This is a genomic window from Bacteroidota bacterium (assembly GCA_030706745.1).
Taxonomy (GTDB): Bacteria; Bacteroidota; Ignavibacteria; order Palsa-1295; family Palsa-1295; genus PALSA-1295.
In genome coordinates this window covers 70,925-85,224 of sequence record JAUZNX010000012.1, presented here as the reverse complement: position 1 = coordinate 85,224, position 14,300 = coordinate 70,925, and the positions used below count along the sequence as shown (strand labels likewise).

Below are 14,300 nucleotides of genomic sequence, written 5' to 3'. Positions count from 1 at the left end.
CAAAATAGTTTAATATGGAAATACTCGAGCAGTTCGTCAACAATAATGGCGTGCAGATTCACACGCTCGAGTTCAACCCAACGGCCGCCGGCCTTCCACTCATCATGGTCCCTGGCATGGCCAATGCCGCGGAAGAGATAGCCGAGACGGTCGGACCGCTCTTGACGCGGCGGACGGTTGCACTCAGCATTCGCGGGCGTGGCAAGAGCGATTCACCTGCGACCGGCTGGCGTCTTGAAGATCAGGCATCCGACATCGCCGCAGTCGTGAAGCATTTCGGATTTCCGAAGATCGCGCTCTTCGGCCACTCGACTGGCGGCTCGATCGCCGCCCGCGCATTGCCAATGTTGAATGCCGAAGTTGCAGCGTTCTTCATCGGCGATTTTGCGCCATTCTATCCGCCCTACGATGAAGGCTGGCGGCAGCACGTCAAGCAATTTCCGGATCTGGCGATTTCGGATGTCGCGCTCGCAGGGATTGTAGCCGAGCCCGAATATATCGATGTTTCGGAGTATCTCAAACCTGTTGCATCACTCTTTGCAATGACAGGGGATCTGGATAAGTCACTGCTACAAGCCGAAGAGCTTGCGGGACTCCAAAAGCTATTTCCACGCATCACAATTGAACGACTGGAAGGCTGCAGTCACGAGTTCCTAGCCGACGATCCCACACATTCCGTTCTGGCGATCGAGCGGTGTCTCGCCAACATGTAGAATGTGCCACGCGCGGACCCTAAATCTATTCTGCGACTTTGTGGTGCGTTGTGTCTCTTCTCATTAAGTCCGATAAAGAGTGACCGGTCATCCTGGACGGAATAATGCAGCATGATACAAACCGAAAGCGAAAAGCAAGAGCGGTTCATGGCGTGCCTCACGCCGTGTCTTGCGCGGCTATCGCGATTTTGCCATGCGTTGACAAAGGATGGCGTGGATGATCGATCATCCACGGAGAATGGCCGCGATCTCTTAAGCGATGCAATTCTGCTCGCGTACGAGAACTTCGATACCCTTCGCGCGCCCGAAGCCTTCACCAGCTATATCTTCATCACGGCGCGCCGGCTGTACTATCGCCGGGAACGCCGCAAGAAAATCTGGGGAGTCTTCGGAAGCGATGCGGAGCAGATCATCGATGACCGCACGACCGCGCCGGACGTGCGGCTCGATCTCGAAGCACTCGACCGGGCACTCGCGCAATTACCTGAGAAGCAGCGCGAAGCCGTGATCTTGTTCGAAATCTCCGAGCTATCGCTCAAGGAGATATGCAAGATTCAGGGTGGATCGCTCTCCGGAGTGAAATCGCGCATCGTCCGGGGCCGCGAGAAACTCGCCGAGTTGCTCGGCGAGCGCGAATCGCGGCTACCAGATGGTGGGGCCACCCGCCGCGCGGACATCACATCCTTCCAACGCAGTGGAGCGATCGCATTTATGAGGGAGAAAGTATGAAGATCGAAGAAGAACTTCAACACTCGCAAGAGTTAGCCGAGCACTTCGCGAAGCGTCGCGAGGAAGCGCCGCTACTATCTACCTCGGAAGTCGAGAAACTTCTCGGATCTCGTGCCATGCTGCCAACCCGATCACGCAACATCATCAGGAGAAGCATCATGACACTCGCAGGAATCAGCGGAATAGGAGCAATCGCATACTTTGCATTCAGTGGGCCGCCGCAGCAGCACCCCGTTCATGAGAATCATGTTCGAAAGGACATAACGGCATCTGTATCAGGACAGCAGGAGCCCATACCGATACCCATGATTACACAAACGGCAAAAGTAGCTTCCGCGCGAAAAGCTGCTTGCCGGCATGCGCCGATGGGCAGCCTCACTCCCAAAGGATGGAGCTCGGGTGACAATAATTATTTTATACAGCTATCGCCCGAAGAGCGTGCACGGATTGGACTGGTGGTTTCAGGAGACACGGTCTACAACTATATGCTCAACGAACGCGATACTGCCGAGTGCGGATCGTTTGGAGCCAGCTTCATTTCAACGGGTTCTCTGGTGCAACACCTTCCAGCCGGGGTACACGCACCTCGATTCTATCCTCTACTGATGACTCTCGGAAATGGACGAGGCGCGGCGTGGAGGAATAAGGATGCTGTTGGTTGGATGGGAACGCAGGGTTTTGAAGAGGAATTTCGAAACTGGTTGCTCAAGCCGGCCGAACCAGGCTACTATGCGCTCGGGTACATGAAAATGCTGGGATATTCGGATTCAACCGGCCAGCACTACAAAGTGACTCTTACCATTGGAAAGAATTTTCCGAAGCCGAGCTTGATCCCCTTCTCGAGGCCAAAACTTCAAGGCTATTCTGACACAGTCATCAACGATCTCGTGCAACTTGCTCACTATTATGAGGGCTCGATCCCTCGGCCCGATGTCGTGCTGCCAAAGTCGGTGATCGTCAAGGTCGATACTACGACGCCGGTCCTCTTACTGCATCAGTTGGACAGTCTGCACAACACCGCAAGTATGCAGAACTTGCGTTCAACGATGTCGCATCTCGATGAGCTTATTGGAGTACCAATCCATCGCTCTGGCCATGCTCCTGATAGCGATTATGTATTGTGGTATAAGCCGACGGAGGAGTTCTTAAGTCTACTACCATCGGTGAAAGCAGAAACTATTCGATCGCGAACCGGGCCGCCCAGTTGCCTCTCCATGCCACATACTGCGACTGGCTCTGTGAATATTACTTATTGTGTCGAACACGAGGGCGATGCATCCATTATGGTCATGGACCTTTGGGGCCGTTCCATGTTGAGCTCTGTCGAGCGCGCGCATCCCGGTGATAACGTTGCAGCAATCAATACCGAGACGCTCGCATCAGGAATGTACCTGGTTGTCATCTCAACGGTCGAGGGCGCCCGAAGCCAGCGCATTTGGATCGAAAACACGCATCCCAAGATGGTTGGAACGACGGAGAATCCGCTTCCGCGGGGGACTATGCCTTCGGCCGCGGAGAGGAACGCTGTGCTGCTCGCTATCCCGCACGTCGAGCTCGATTCTTCAGGGCTGGCACGCATCGGCATCGAAAGTAATCAATACATGGCGGCCTATCACTATGCGAAGAAGGGCCCGTCCATCGTCGAGCGCACAGCCGTGATGCGTTCCTGGGGTACCATGGAAGCGACGCTCGATCGCAACGACGTGAAGCACGTCACGCCACAGGACTTCCGACCGACGTTCGTGACAGACGGGGCGGGGAGGAAGCGGGTGTATCTCTCGATGGTGGATACCTCTATTAAGGACCCAAAGGCACAGTATGATGCACTAATGGTCGAAGAGACGCAGAAATTCGCAAGCATCAGCGAGCTTGTACCAATCTTGATTCGCGAATTGAACACACCCGATTCTGTCGGCGCGCGTGATCTCATCTTCTGGTACCAGCCGACGCCGGAATTCCTCGCTGCACTTCCTGACTCCGCGAGAGCCATTGCGAAGATCATGATCGGACAGAGCAGCAACGCTTCGGTACAATCTGGTCAAGGAGTTATCGAGAAGGTATCGGCCTATCCAAATCCTTCGAAGGGTAACTTCACGGCTCGGTTCACGCTCACGACGCTGCGGACACTGACACTCACGATGCGCAACCTGCTCGGCCAGCAAGTCGCGCCGCCAGTGGTTGTGCATGCGGAAGGCACAAGCGAGCAGAAGTTGGACTTCGATTCGCTTGGTGAGGGAGTATACATTCTCGATGTTACATCAGACGCAGGCGAGGAATATCTTCAGCGGGTGGTGATCGTCCGATAAGAGATTAGGAGCACAAGCACCCGCCCTATCTGGCGGGTGCTTTCATCTTTGTTCTATCGCTCACGTCCCCCGTGGGCTTCGTGTCCTTCCTGCTTTTCCCAGCCTTTGTGTTTTCCGTTGTCGTGCCAGGTGCCTTCGTAGTAATCGTAATGATCGCCGCGGCGGACGTATCGCGGCGCAACCCAGACATGATAGGGTGTTGGGGGTACTTGCCATCGGCCAGGCACCCAGACGTATCGGGCAAGCCGAACGTCAAACGCGTAGTTACCGGGCACCCACACCGCTGATGGCGTCGGCGCCGGAACGACGACCTCGTATCGTGGCGGTGGGGGCGCGCCGAAGTGAACGTCCACATGGATTTGCGCGAAGGCTGGTGTTGCAAGCGCCAAGAGCCCGCATAGACTTAATACTTTGATCAGATTTCTCATGATGTTGAATAACCTCGTTTCTATCGGTTAGTAGCTCTGCATCTAAGCAGTACAAATTGCCTGCCCAATCGTAGTGTGCTGATCGTTAGACTCTGCTGTTAACATGGGAGTTTAAGGGCTTTCGTGATGAGAGGATAATAGTAGGATTAATAGATCGTAAGGCCACGAAGATCCCATCGAAATTGAACTTCCGGGAAACCGCGTTGCTCCGGACGCCTGTTCAAGTTTGCCATGAGTAAAACTGTCGCCGCTCGCATCAACCAACTCGCCGAGAAATATTATGATGAGATGGTCCGCTTACGCCGGACCATTCACACATGTCCCGAACTTGCATTCGAGGAATTCGAAACGAGCAGGCTTGTCGCCGAAACACTTGAGCATCTCGGTCTGACAGTAAGGCGTGGCGTTGCGAAGACGGGAGTGGTTGCATCATTGCGTGGCACGCTTCCCGGTAAAGCCGTGGCACTCCGTAGCGATATGGACGCGCTTCCGATCACCGAAGCAACAGGACTTCCTTTCGCATCGAAGAATGCCGGCAAGATGCATGCGTGTGGGCACGATTCGCACACGGCAATTGGGCTGGGCGCGGCAATGATCCTGTCCGAACTCAAAGATGAGATCGCAGGCGAAGTCCGATTTCTATTTCAGCCAAGTGAAGAACGCAATCCAGGGGGCGCTCCATTCATGATCGAAGAAGGTGCGCTCGATGGGGTCTCGAGAGTCTATGGCCTGCATGTGCTCGCGCAGGCGGATGCTGGTACAGTCGGGTTTTGTCCCGGCGAGATGATGGCGAGTGCCGACGAGCTCTACATTACGATTCGCGGCCGGTCCGGGCACGGCGCGCGCCCGCATCACACGATCGATCCTGTCGTCGTTTCCGCTCAGGTAATCCTTGCACTTCAGACTCTTGTCTCACGCAATCTCGATCCATTCGCGCAAGGCGTGATCTCGATATGCAGTATCCATGGCGGGTTTGCGCCGAATATCGTGCCCAACGAAGTCAAGCTCGTTGGGACGCTACGGGCGATGTCCGTCGAGTGGCGCGAGTATGCGCACAAGCGCGTTCACGAGATTGTCAATGGCATCTGCTTTTCCGCGCGCGCGGAAGCGGATATTAAGATTGATTTAGGCTATCCCGTGCTGGTCAACGATGAGCGCGAGACGGCCTTCGCCGAAGCATGTGCAACCGAGTTGTTTGGACAGGACCGCGTCTTCCGCGCCGAGCGGCTGATGGGTGCCGAAGATTTCGCCTACTATCTGCAAAAGGTCCCCGGTACGTTCTACCGCCTGGGCATTCGCAATGAAGCTCAGGGCATCACCGCTGATATCCATAACGATCACTTCACGATTGACGAATCCTCCATGAAGGCTGGCGCGGCCATGCAGGCGTACCTGGCGATTCAGGCGCTTCTTCAATGACAAATGATGATGACAAGTGGGGGCTCCGATTTGTCAATTGTCATTTGTCATTGCCACGCTTCCCGTCCGCTGCAGCTTGCCCCAGCCCTGCAACTGCCCGCGTAAGGCTGCGAAGACAGACTTGAAGAGCACATAGTACATCAATTGCCGATAGAGGAATCGTTGGAGCGGAAGCCAAACAAGGATTGTCAGTCGCTCGCCTTCGAGTGAGAACGCGATGATGCTTCCGAGCAGGTCGATCGCGAGGAAGAGCAGGTAGGACTCCAGTGTCACGTCCGTGTGTCCACTGAACAGGCTGATAATGAAGATGAGATCGACGACAGGGGCGAGCAACGGTAGCAGAATTTGGAAGATCAGAATGTTCGGCATGGCAACGAGACCGAGCCCACCGGCACGGGCATTGAAGAGCGCATCGCGGTGCTTCCAGAATGACTGCATGGTGCCGAACGTCCAACGGAATCGCTGCTTGACGAATGGACGGATTTTCTCCGGCGCCTCTGTCCAGGCTTTGGCGCGCTCAGCATAGCGCACTCGCCAACCCGCACGGACCAGGCGCATGGTGAGGTCGGTATCCTCGGCAAGTGTATCGCTCGTGTAGGACCCCACTTCGAGGAGCGCTGTCCGGCGGAATGCCCCGATGGCTCCTGGCACGACGGTGATCGCTCCGAGCAATTCAAATGCGCGACGATCGAAGTTCTGACTCGATGTATATTCAATCGCTTGCCATCGCGTGAGCAGGTTCATGACGTTGCCGACCTTCACATTGCCGGCCACGCCGCCGACGCGCGCGTCTTTTTCGAAATAATACGCGAGTTCGTTGAGTGCTTCGGAATCGAAAATCGTATCGGCGTCGATCACAACAATGATTTCGCCTTCCGAGCGGGCAATTCCATAATTCAGCGCGCTCGCTTTGCCGCCGTTGGGCTTGGTAAACACTTGGACACCTGGGTGATCCTTGTATTTATCCGCCACAATAGCAAAGGTATCATCGGTCGAGCCATCATCGACAACTGTTACGTTAAACGACGGATACCGGGATGCCAGCACAGTCTCGATCGTCCGGATGACGACAATGTTCTCGTTGTATGCGGGAATAATCACGTTGATCTTTGGAGGCGCATGATCGAGGACCAACGGCACGGAGCGTTCTTCGCGCTCGCGCCTCCATTGTGTGATCGCGAGCGCTGCGATCGCGAGCATACGCGCAATTGCAGCGATGATGGCGGCAAAAAAGATCGCATAGAGCGTTCGTTGGACATAGAAGAGCAGCAGCAAGAGGGTATTGTCGATTTGCGCGTCGCGCAATTTACTTCCCGTAAGCGGTTGCATGAATTGCGAACGTTGTACGCCTGCAAACGCCGAGAGCGATGATAGTTCGAGTCCGCGCGCACGGAGTGAATCAATTAGAATGGGGAGTGCCTCGATCGTAGCCGATCGATCGCCGCCAGCATCATGCAGCAAGATGATCGAACCAAGCGAGAGCTGGGCCAGACACGAATCGACGATCTGCTTCGCCGTCACTGGCAGACTCCAATCGCGCGGATCGATCGTCTCGCCGGCCATTGTATACCCCAGCCGTGCCGCGCGCGCCACTGGCTCCAACTCCTCGATTGTCGTAGGCTCGGCGTCTGCGTTGTACGGCGGACGAAACAAAATTGTATTTACGAGACATGCCGCCCGTATGATATTCTCAGTCAGCGTGAGTTCGCTCACCGTTCGCGCTTCACTGATGAGCGCGATATTCGGGTGGGTGAAGGTATGATTGCCGATTTCATGGCCTTCCGCGTAGATGCGTTTCAACAGCCGGAAATTGCGTTCGGCGTTTACTCCGACGACAAAAAAAGCCGCCGGTGCATGTTTGGCCGACAAAATATCGAGTACTTTCGGCGTCCAACTCGGATCGGGCCCATCATCAAAGGTCAGGACGACTTTATGCGCATCCTTACCGTATCGCTGGAGTACATAGCCAGACGGCAGTGTGGTGTACTGTTCGTTCTGGATAAATTGATCTGCCGAATCATACTCCAGATGGCGAAGTCCCTGCGCCGGTTCGGCAATCAGATTCAAGAGCTCACCATCACCTTGATACTCGGGTTGCGTCGTTCCTCGGATTGTATCGAACTCGTCTAACGTCTTGCTCGTGAAGGGAGAGACATCATCGCCATAGATTGTCCAGAGCGAAGGGTCTTCTGCGCCAAGCCGCCACACCGCGGTTCCGGCGATGTCATATTGGTCCAGAAACGAAAGCTGATTGAACGTGGTGACAGCATCGTTAAGCCAAATATCATGATGGGTGCTATCATCCTCATCGAAGCCATAGTGGATCGAACCAGTCGCACTATCGAACGTGAGTGTCGTGTCCGATTCGCGCGCTTGTACGACAGCCTGCTCGAACGTAATCTCATCGGCAACGTGGGTTTGCCCACTTGGCTCGGTCGTCCAGTCGTATCCATACGCGGCAAGCCCGACGATCAACTTATGGCTCGGAACGTAGCGGGTCGCGCGCTCGACTTGCGCAATGAACCAGTCGTTGGCGCTAATGGGGCCGGGCGCCTGATCGGCGCTATGCTGATCGTAATCCATCAGCACAACATAATCGGTTAGCTGACTGTAGGTACGAAGATCGAAATTATCATCATCCGCCGGGACATCGACCGAGAGTGCTGCGCCTTCTCGGTGCAACGCTCCCTGGAGCTCGCGAAGAAATTGATGAACGTACGGATGTAATGGGGAGGGAATATCTTCAAAGTCTATATTAATGCCGAAGAAGTGATTGGTCTGAGCCAAATCGGCAATTGTTTTGACGAGTTGTGCTCGCGCATGCTCCGGGCGAAGCATCGACTCCAAAATATCCCCACGCCAGGATTGGGTGTTCTCGTCGTAATTCGAGACCATGCAATGCACATTGATCTCCGGATGCTTTGCGAGCAGTTTGACGGCATTCGAATCGGCATCGAATATGAGCGAATCGGTGCGCCCGGCAATGAGTCGCGACCACTCGACAAAGACGGCATTCAAATTATTGATGTGCCGTGCGAGCGAGGAATAACTCGCTGCGTCCCAGTTGACCAGAAAGGCCGCGCGCATGGCATTCGTATCCGAGCCATGGTAAAACGGATTCCGGGCACGGCGGGCAAGAAAAGTCTCCACCGTTCGACGGCTCTGACGAAACTGTTCGACTTCGCGGCGCTGGTTTTTCAGATAGCGTGATGCTTCAGCGCTATTGAGGGCCCGCGCTGTCCGCACCTTGGAGAGCTCCGATTGCGAAAGCATTGTTGCCGCAAGGATGACGACGGCAGCCAATAGGCCAAATCCCGCAACAGCAAGCGCCGAGCGCGTCCCGAGCCAGCGTCGATTGGTGACGCTCTGGAATACATGTCGTGGTTCCTTGGCAGGATCGGGTAGCATATCAGGCAACTACAAATATCTAAAAATCAAGGTTCGGCGACGCTCCGCGAGGTTCGTCCAAGAAATTTGCAGACAGCAAAAAAAAACGAAATTTGTGGGCCCGGGGAATTTGCATGTTATATTGCATGATCTATGCAAAAGTACTTCGCTTCTTTTCTACTAATCGTCATCTTCGCGAGCACCTGCTCATCACCCGTCGCGGCTCAATATTCGTCGAATTGGTTCGGTGTTCGCGCCGGTATCAACATCGCGAATGAGTCCGTTGATATTTTGCCCGGCGGGGCATCGACCGGCTTCCGGATCGGACCATCGTTCGGAGCCCAATATGATTACTCCCTCAGCGATTCCTGGGCGCTTAGTGTGGGATTGCTCTTCAATCAAAAGGGCACGCATCAGCAATATGATTCGGCCTCGCTGAGTCAGACGCCACCGACTACGCCCATTGCGTATGGTGGCAAGGATGATTTCACCTTGAGTTATATCGAAATCCCGATCGTTGCGAAGGCAACATTTGGCTACGGTGATTTCAAGCCCTATCTCTTCGCTGGCCCCTCGATCGGCATTCTGATGTCGGCCTCGGAGGCGGTCGATGGCACGGTGCCACCAATCACGGATGTGAAAACCTTCGCTTCCTCAACCGACATTTCGCTTTATTTGGGGGGTGGTCTCCAGGAGCAGATGGGATCGAAGATGGTCTATTTTGATGCCGGTTATGCGGCCGGATTGACAAAAGTCTTCAAGTCGAACCCACGCACCGCAAGCAATTTCATCGATCTCTCGACTGCAAAATCGGGTGATATACGCCTCGCGATTGGGATGCTGTGGCAAATCTGATCGTCTTATGACTTTTTCTATCCGTTCGCTCTCCTTCGTTCTTGTGCTCCTGGGTTTCAGCCGCATGGCTCAAGCACAGTCCGACAACATGCGGACGCTCCGCCATGCCGCCACACCGCATACGTGGATTGGCGTGCGAGGCGGTCTTAATCTTGCCGGTGAATCTGTCGATGATTCGATTGATGCTTCCTCCACCGGGATGCGCGCGGGATTCATCGGCGGCGTGCAAGTCGATGAGTGGCTCGACAACATGTGGGCGATTTCTACCGGCGCCATGATCGATCAGAAGGGCGTCCATGAGGAGTATGCCTCGCATGCAAAGAGCCACCCAAATCTCTCGGGCAACGACGATTTCACATTTACCTATCTGGAAGTCCCGATCCTGCTGCGCGCCGCATTCGGAAATGGGGATGCTCGGCCGTACCTTTTCGCCGGGCCCTCGATCGGCTTTTTGATGTCGGCGAGCGAAACAGTCAGCGATTCAGTCAAACCAACGACCGGTCTTAAGGACCATCTGTCATCGACGGACCTTTCGATCTTCTTTGGAGCCGGCTTTATGGAAAAACTCTCGGACCGCACCATGCTTAGCATCGATGCCGGCTACGCGCTTGGACTTTCGAAGGTCTATAAAACACCTCCGGAGTCTCTGATCAATAATGGCGATGCGAAGTCCAGCGACATTCGGGTGGCTGTGGCGTTCCTATATGGGCTGTAAGATATAAGAACGGCGTATCGGGATTCACCTGTTGCACGCGCTCGCTATTTCTTCTCCAACTCCTCGAAATACTTTCGAATGAGCGCGTTGTAGTCCGGCGTAAAACCATTCTCGCGCGTTCGAAGCATCTCTTCCTGCAGCGCCTTCTGTCCCTCCGGTGAATTAATTTCGAGTTGGCGTGGGGACTCCCGAACGACATTCTGGCCGGGCTTCGATTCGCGCTCCTGGTCCTTATCGCGTTCATGGACCGAGTGCTGCGCCTGCAACAACCGCGAGAGAATCCGCTCTTGACGCTGGATTGTCTCTGGACGAATACCGTTCGAGCGCATATCACCAATGGACTCCTGCATCTCGTCGGCAATCTTGCGGAGATCTTCGGCAGCCTGACTGACTCCAGTTCTCGATTGCCGTTGCTCATCGGCCATTTGCTCGAGCGATTTCTTGACCGCTTGCTGCTGGGCTTGTAGTCGGGACATGGCAGCCTGCTGCCGCATTAATTCCTTTTGCGCGGACTGGCTACCGCCGGCACCTTGCGCCATTGCCTGCATCTGATTGTTCAGCGCCTGCTGCTGTTGCGCGAGCTTATTAATCTGACTGATGAATTGCTGAAGTGCACTGCCGCCCTGGCCATTCTGTCCAGGCATCTGGCCGCTTTCTCCAGATTGGCCTTCGCCTTCCTGGCCGTCTTCACCTTCACCGCCGGAGCCGCCCTGACCGCTCTGTCCTTTTTGCGCCATCATTTGCTGCATCGCCTTCTGCATCGCTTGCGAGGCTTTATTCAGCGAGCTCATGGCCGACTGCGAATTTTGCTCGGAGCCAGACTGATTGCGCTCGGTCATTGCGTCTTCCGCATGTTGCATGTCGGCAAAAGCCTTGCCCATTTCTTTGCCCATTTCGGGTGTGACCGAAGTCGATTTCTGTGCAAGTTGCATCGCCTTCGAAGCGGTTTGACCGAGTTGGTCTTTCGTCTGCGATTGTTGCTCGGCCATGTCCCGGAAGACATTAGAGTTCGGCTGGGCCTGATGCGCCTGATTCTTGATCTGCTCTTCTTTCTGCGAAAGCCGGTTTAGCTCATCGCGGATTTGCTTCATCTCGCGCATGGTCCGCTGCCGCTCATTCTCGGACATCTTCCGCTTGAGATCTGCAAGCTTTCGTTGCGCCTGCTTCATTTGCTTTGAAGCATTCTCGGAGTGTTGCGCTGACTGTGGCATGTTGCCTTGTTGCGCGTCCTGCTGGGCCTGCTCCATCTCGTGGTCGGTCGAGGGATCCGCAAGAGCCTGGGCCGCGGCCTTGGTCTCCTCGGGAGCCTGCATGTTTTCTGGCAACTTCTTCATTTGCTCGGCGATCTGCTTCATCTCCTCGCGCATGCGGTCGAGTTCTTTCTGCGCGTCGGCTTGCTTACGGGCTTCGGCCGCCTTCTCCTCGGGCGTCATCTTCTTGCCCTGGTCCAGCTTCGAACGTGTCGAGTCTGCCGCTTTCTGCTCTTGTTTGGCCAGTTCGCTCGCACTCTTCATCAGCGCATCAACTTTCTGTTCAGCCTGAATCTTCTTGAGGATGTTCGCCGTCCGCTCGATCGATTTGCGAAATTGCTCCTCATTCGTCTTCATGTTCTGCATCGCCTCGGCGAGCTTCTTTGGATCGGCATTCTGCGCCATCGCCTTCTGAAGGTCCTCCATTGCCTTCTTCAACTCCGGCGAATCGATCTGCTTGAACAGCTCCTGCAATTCCTGATACTTTTGCATCGTCTCCGGCGTGAGCACTTGCTGCTGTTCCATCGACTTCGTCATTTGCTGCAAGTCCTTGGCGACTTGATCGATGCGATCGTTCAAGTTCTTTTGTCGCTCGAGCATTTGCTGCACGTCTTTTTGCTTGGAGAAGTCTTGCATCGACCGCGCGAGATCGGTCGTTTTCATCTGCTTCATCTCATCGAGTGTCTCATTCACCTTTCTTTGCAGGTCCTCGGCATCTCGTTTGACTTCCGCCATATCCTTCTGAGCCTTATTAGCCTCTTCGTCGGCGCGCTTAAAAATTTCTTCGACCGAGGGCACGCGCACCGTGTACTCTGGCGTCCGTGCCCGCTTCGGACCCGAGATCGCATCGTTATCGGCCACCTCCATGACATAGGAGACTTCGTCTTCCGGCCCAATACCGAGCGGCGTCAGATTCCAAATGTATGGCACGTCCAAATCTTGCGCGGCGTAATTTGAAAGCGGTACGGTCAACCACTTGTAGGTTGTTTCCGGCGCGACGTATTTGGATTTTGACAACCGGTATCCCAGGCGCATGCCACTGAAGCCGTAATCATCGTGGATGCGGGCCATCATGTCCAACCGCATGTCACTCGGCAAATCGACGCGGCCTTCGCCAGCACCCACGCTAGGTTCAATCAGCGCGATTTGCGGTGGCGCATCCGCCGTGATCGTGACTGCATACTCGATCGGGTGCTCGCTGGCAACGGAGTCCCGATCGAGCAACTCGATATGATAGCTCCCGGATCGGGTAAAGCTAAGCACTCCGGTGGCAATTGAGTCCAGAATAGAAAGAATATGGGACTCATGGATCTCATGAGAGGTATTGGTCCCATCTTTTACCGAATCCACCGACGTAAAAAGGACTTCGGCTCTGACGAGCGGAGCCGACGCGACCACGCGGAAGACTCCACGTGTTCCGGTCACTCCAGAAATATCGCCAATGTTCTCGGCAAGTGTAATCGGTTTCTGCCGAGTGTACGCCGGAGGTTGTACTTCGACGTTCAGCGACCGGACGATCGGATGATCGAGCACGCTGACCTTGAAGCGATCCGACTCGATCTCACCGGATGCAGCGTAGTACTCTACTGGATGCTGCGCGTGAAGTGAATAGACAAAGCCGCTTTTGGCCGCAACTCCTTGGATGCTGCTTGCTTTAATCCGCGCCGAGTCTAATGGCATCGCTTGAAGGGTAATGGGATCGAAATCCTTTTGCCCTTCTTCTCGTGTGCGAAGCTCGATTGATTTAAGTTGCTCGCCGCGAGTAATGACAATGATCCGAACGGAATCGCCGCGCATAACGCGAGCATTACCTGGAGAGACAACAAACGTAAATGGCGCCGGCTTTTGGTAGAAGGTTCGAAAATGAGTCAGCCGCGTGCTCGCAGCAAGCATGTCGTGCCCGGCACCCAGGAATGCGGCAAAACCTAGCACGATCGTCACACAAAAGAGTAGGGCAGCACGTTTCACGGGACGATCATCGACAATTGCGTTGAAATCGAGTGGCCGCACCGATTCGTAGGTATGGGAAAATGCCGCCAGCGCAAGGCTTGGGGATCCGAGGAGATTGGCAGACTTCGAGAAAAGTGGACGCGCAAGTTGCAGCGTGTTGACAAGGCGGTCGCGAACCGTCGGATAATACCGGCCGATCGTCTGAGCAAGTTCGTCGTCGGTTGCATGTGGACGAAGCCCAACGCGGGTTAGTATCGGGTCGAGTGAAAACCCCAGGATTGCCGCAATGGCACCTGGGAGTCCGGTCCCGAACAGCCACGTCCTGCCAGCAATTGAAAAATGTCCGAGCAGCTCTGCAATAATGGCAGCGAGTGCGATCAGAAGAGCCGCGGCAAGGCCATTGAATATTCCACTCCAAAGTGCGACGGACTCTCGGCGCTGGCGCAGGCGCGAGAGGCGTGATAACAATTCGTGATAGAGTTCTTGCGGCAAGTTTGTTCGGGAGGCCGTGACCTGTTGACCTCACAGAAGTTAACTCACCAGTTGGT

At 54.9% G+C, this 14,300-nt stretch carries 9 protein-coding genes; 6 read left to right on the top strand and 3 right to left on the bottom strand.

The features are described 5' to 3' along the window. The first annotated feature begins 14 nt into the window (after positions 1–14). From Q8902_12760 to Q8902_12750, 3 genes are all read left to right on the top strand, one after another. The gene (locus Q8902_12760; GenBank protein ID MDP4200427.1) at positions 15–713 is read left to right on the top strand and encodes an alpha/beta fold hydrolase; all 699 of its coding nucleotides are present in this window, start codon (positions 15–17) and stop codon (positions 711–713) included. A 111-nt stretch (positions 714–824) separates the two neighbouring features. Continuing rightward, positions 825–1,442, top strand: a complete 618-nt coding sequence (locus Q8902_12755) for a sigma-70 family RNA polymerase sigma factor (GenBank protein MDP4200426.1) — start codon at positions 825–827, stop codon at positions 1,440–1,442. Continuing rightward, positions 1,439–3,748, top strand: a complete 2,310-nt coding sequence (locus Q8902_12750; GenBank protein MDP4200425.1) for a T9SS type A sorting domain-containing protein — start codon at positions 1,439–1,441, stop codon at positions 3,746–3,748. The genes Q8902_12755 and Q8902_12750 overlap by 4 nt, the downstream gene beginning before the upstream one ends. A 53-nt stretch (positions 3,749–3,801) precedes the next feature. On the opposite strand, the gene Q8902_12745 is transcribed toward Q8902_12750, so the two are convergent. Further along, the gene (locus Q8902_12745) at positions 3,802–4,176 is read right to left on the bottom strand and encodes a hypothetical protein (protein ID MDP4200424.1); all 375 of its coding nucleotides are present in this window, start codon (positions 4,174–4,176) and stop codon (positions 3,802–3,804) included. A gap of 231 nt (positions 4,177–4,407) precedes the next feature. Between Q8902_12745 and Q8902_12740 the strand changes: the two genes are divergently transcribed. Then, the gene (locus Q8902_12740; protein ID MDP4200423.1) at positions 4,408–5,595 is read left to right on the top strand and encodes an amidohydrolase; all 1,188 of its coding nucleotides are present in this window, start codon (positions 4,408–4,410) and stop codon (positions 5,593–5,595) included. Between the two features lie 33 nt (positions 5,596–5,628). Here Q8902_12740 and Q8902_12735 read toward each other — a convergent pair whose 3' ends face one another. After that, positions 5,629–9,003, bottom strand: coding sequence for a glycosyltransferase (locus Q8902_12735; protein MDP4200422.1), 3,375 nt, complete (start codon positions 9,001–9,003; stop codon positions 5,629–5,631). 132 nt (positions 9,004–9,135) lie between these two features. On the opposite strand from Q8902_12735, the gene Q8902_12730 reads away from it, so the two are divergent. Next, on the top strand, positions 9,136–9,837 hold the full coding sequence (locus tag Q8902_12730) for a porin family protein (GenBank protein MDP4200421.1): 702 nt from the start codon (positions 9,136–9,138) through the stop codon (positions 9,835–9,837). A gap of 7 nt (positions 9,838–9,844) precedes the next feature. Further along, the gene (locus tag Q8902_12725) at positions 9,845–10,552 is read left to right on the top strand and encodes a porin family protein (protein MDP4200420.1); all 708 of its coding nucleotides are present in this window, start codon (positions 9,845–9,847) and stop codon (positions 10,550–10,552) included. Positions 10,553–10,596: 44 nt separating this feature from the next. Here Q8902_12725 and Q8902_12720 read toward each other — a convergent pair whose 3' ends face one another. Further along, positions 10,597–14,220, bottom strand: a complete 3,624-nt coding sequence (locus Q8902_12720) for a hypothetical protein (GenBank protein MDP4200419.1) — start codon at positions 14,218–14,220, stop codon at positions 10,597–10,599. Positions 14,221–14,300: the final 80 nt, after the last annotated feature.

Excerpts from the sequence above, each read along its gene's own strand:
- Q8902_12755 (MDP4200426.1), top strand. The coding sequence starts at position 825 with ATGATACAAACCGAAAGCGAAAAGCAAGAGCGGTTCATGGCGTGCCTC.
- Q8902_12740 (MDP4200423.1), top strand. The coding sequence starts at position 4,408 with ATGAGTAAAACTGTCGCCGCTCGCATCAACCAACTCGCCGAGAAATAT.
- Q8902_12725 (MDP4200420.1), top strand. The coding sequence starts at position 9,845 with ATGACTTTTTCTATCCGTTCGCTCTCCTTCGTTCTTGTGCTCCTGGGT.
- Q8902_12735 (MDP4200422.1), bottom strand. The coding sequence starts at position 9,003 with ATGCTACCCGATCCTGCCAAGGAACCACGACATGTATTCCAGAGCGTC.
- Q8902_12750 (MDP4200425.1), top strand. The coding sequence starts at position 1,439 with ATGAAGATCGAAGAAGAACTTCAACACTCGCAAGAGTTAGCCGAGCAC.
- Q8902_12730 (MDP4200421.1), top strand. The coding sequence starts at position 9,136 with ATGCAAAAGTACTTCGCTTCTTTTCTACTAATCGTCATCTTCGCGAGC.
- Q8902_12745 (MDP4200424.1), bottom strand. The coding sequence starts at position 4,176 with ATGAGAAATCTGATCAAAGTATTAAGTCTATGCGGGCTCTTGGCGCTT.
- Q8902_12760 (MDP4200427.1), top strand. The coding sequence starts at position 15 with ATGGAAATACTCGAGCAGTTCGTCAACAATAATGGCGTGCAGATTCAC.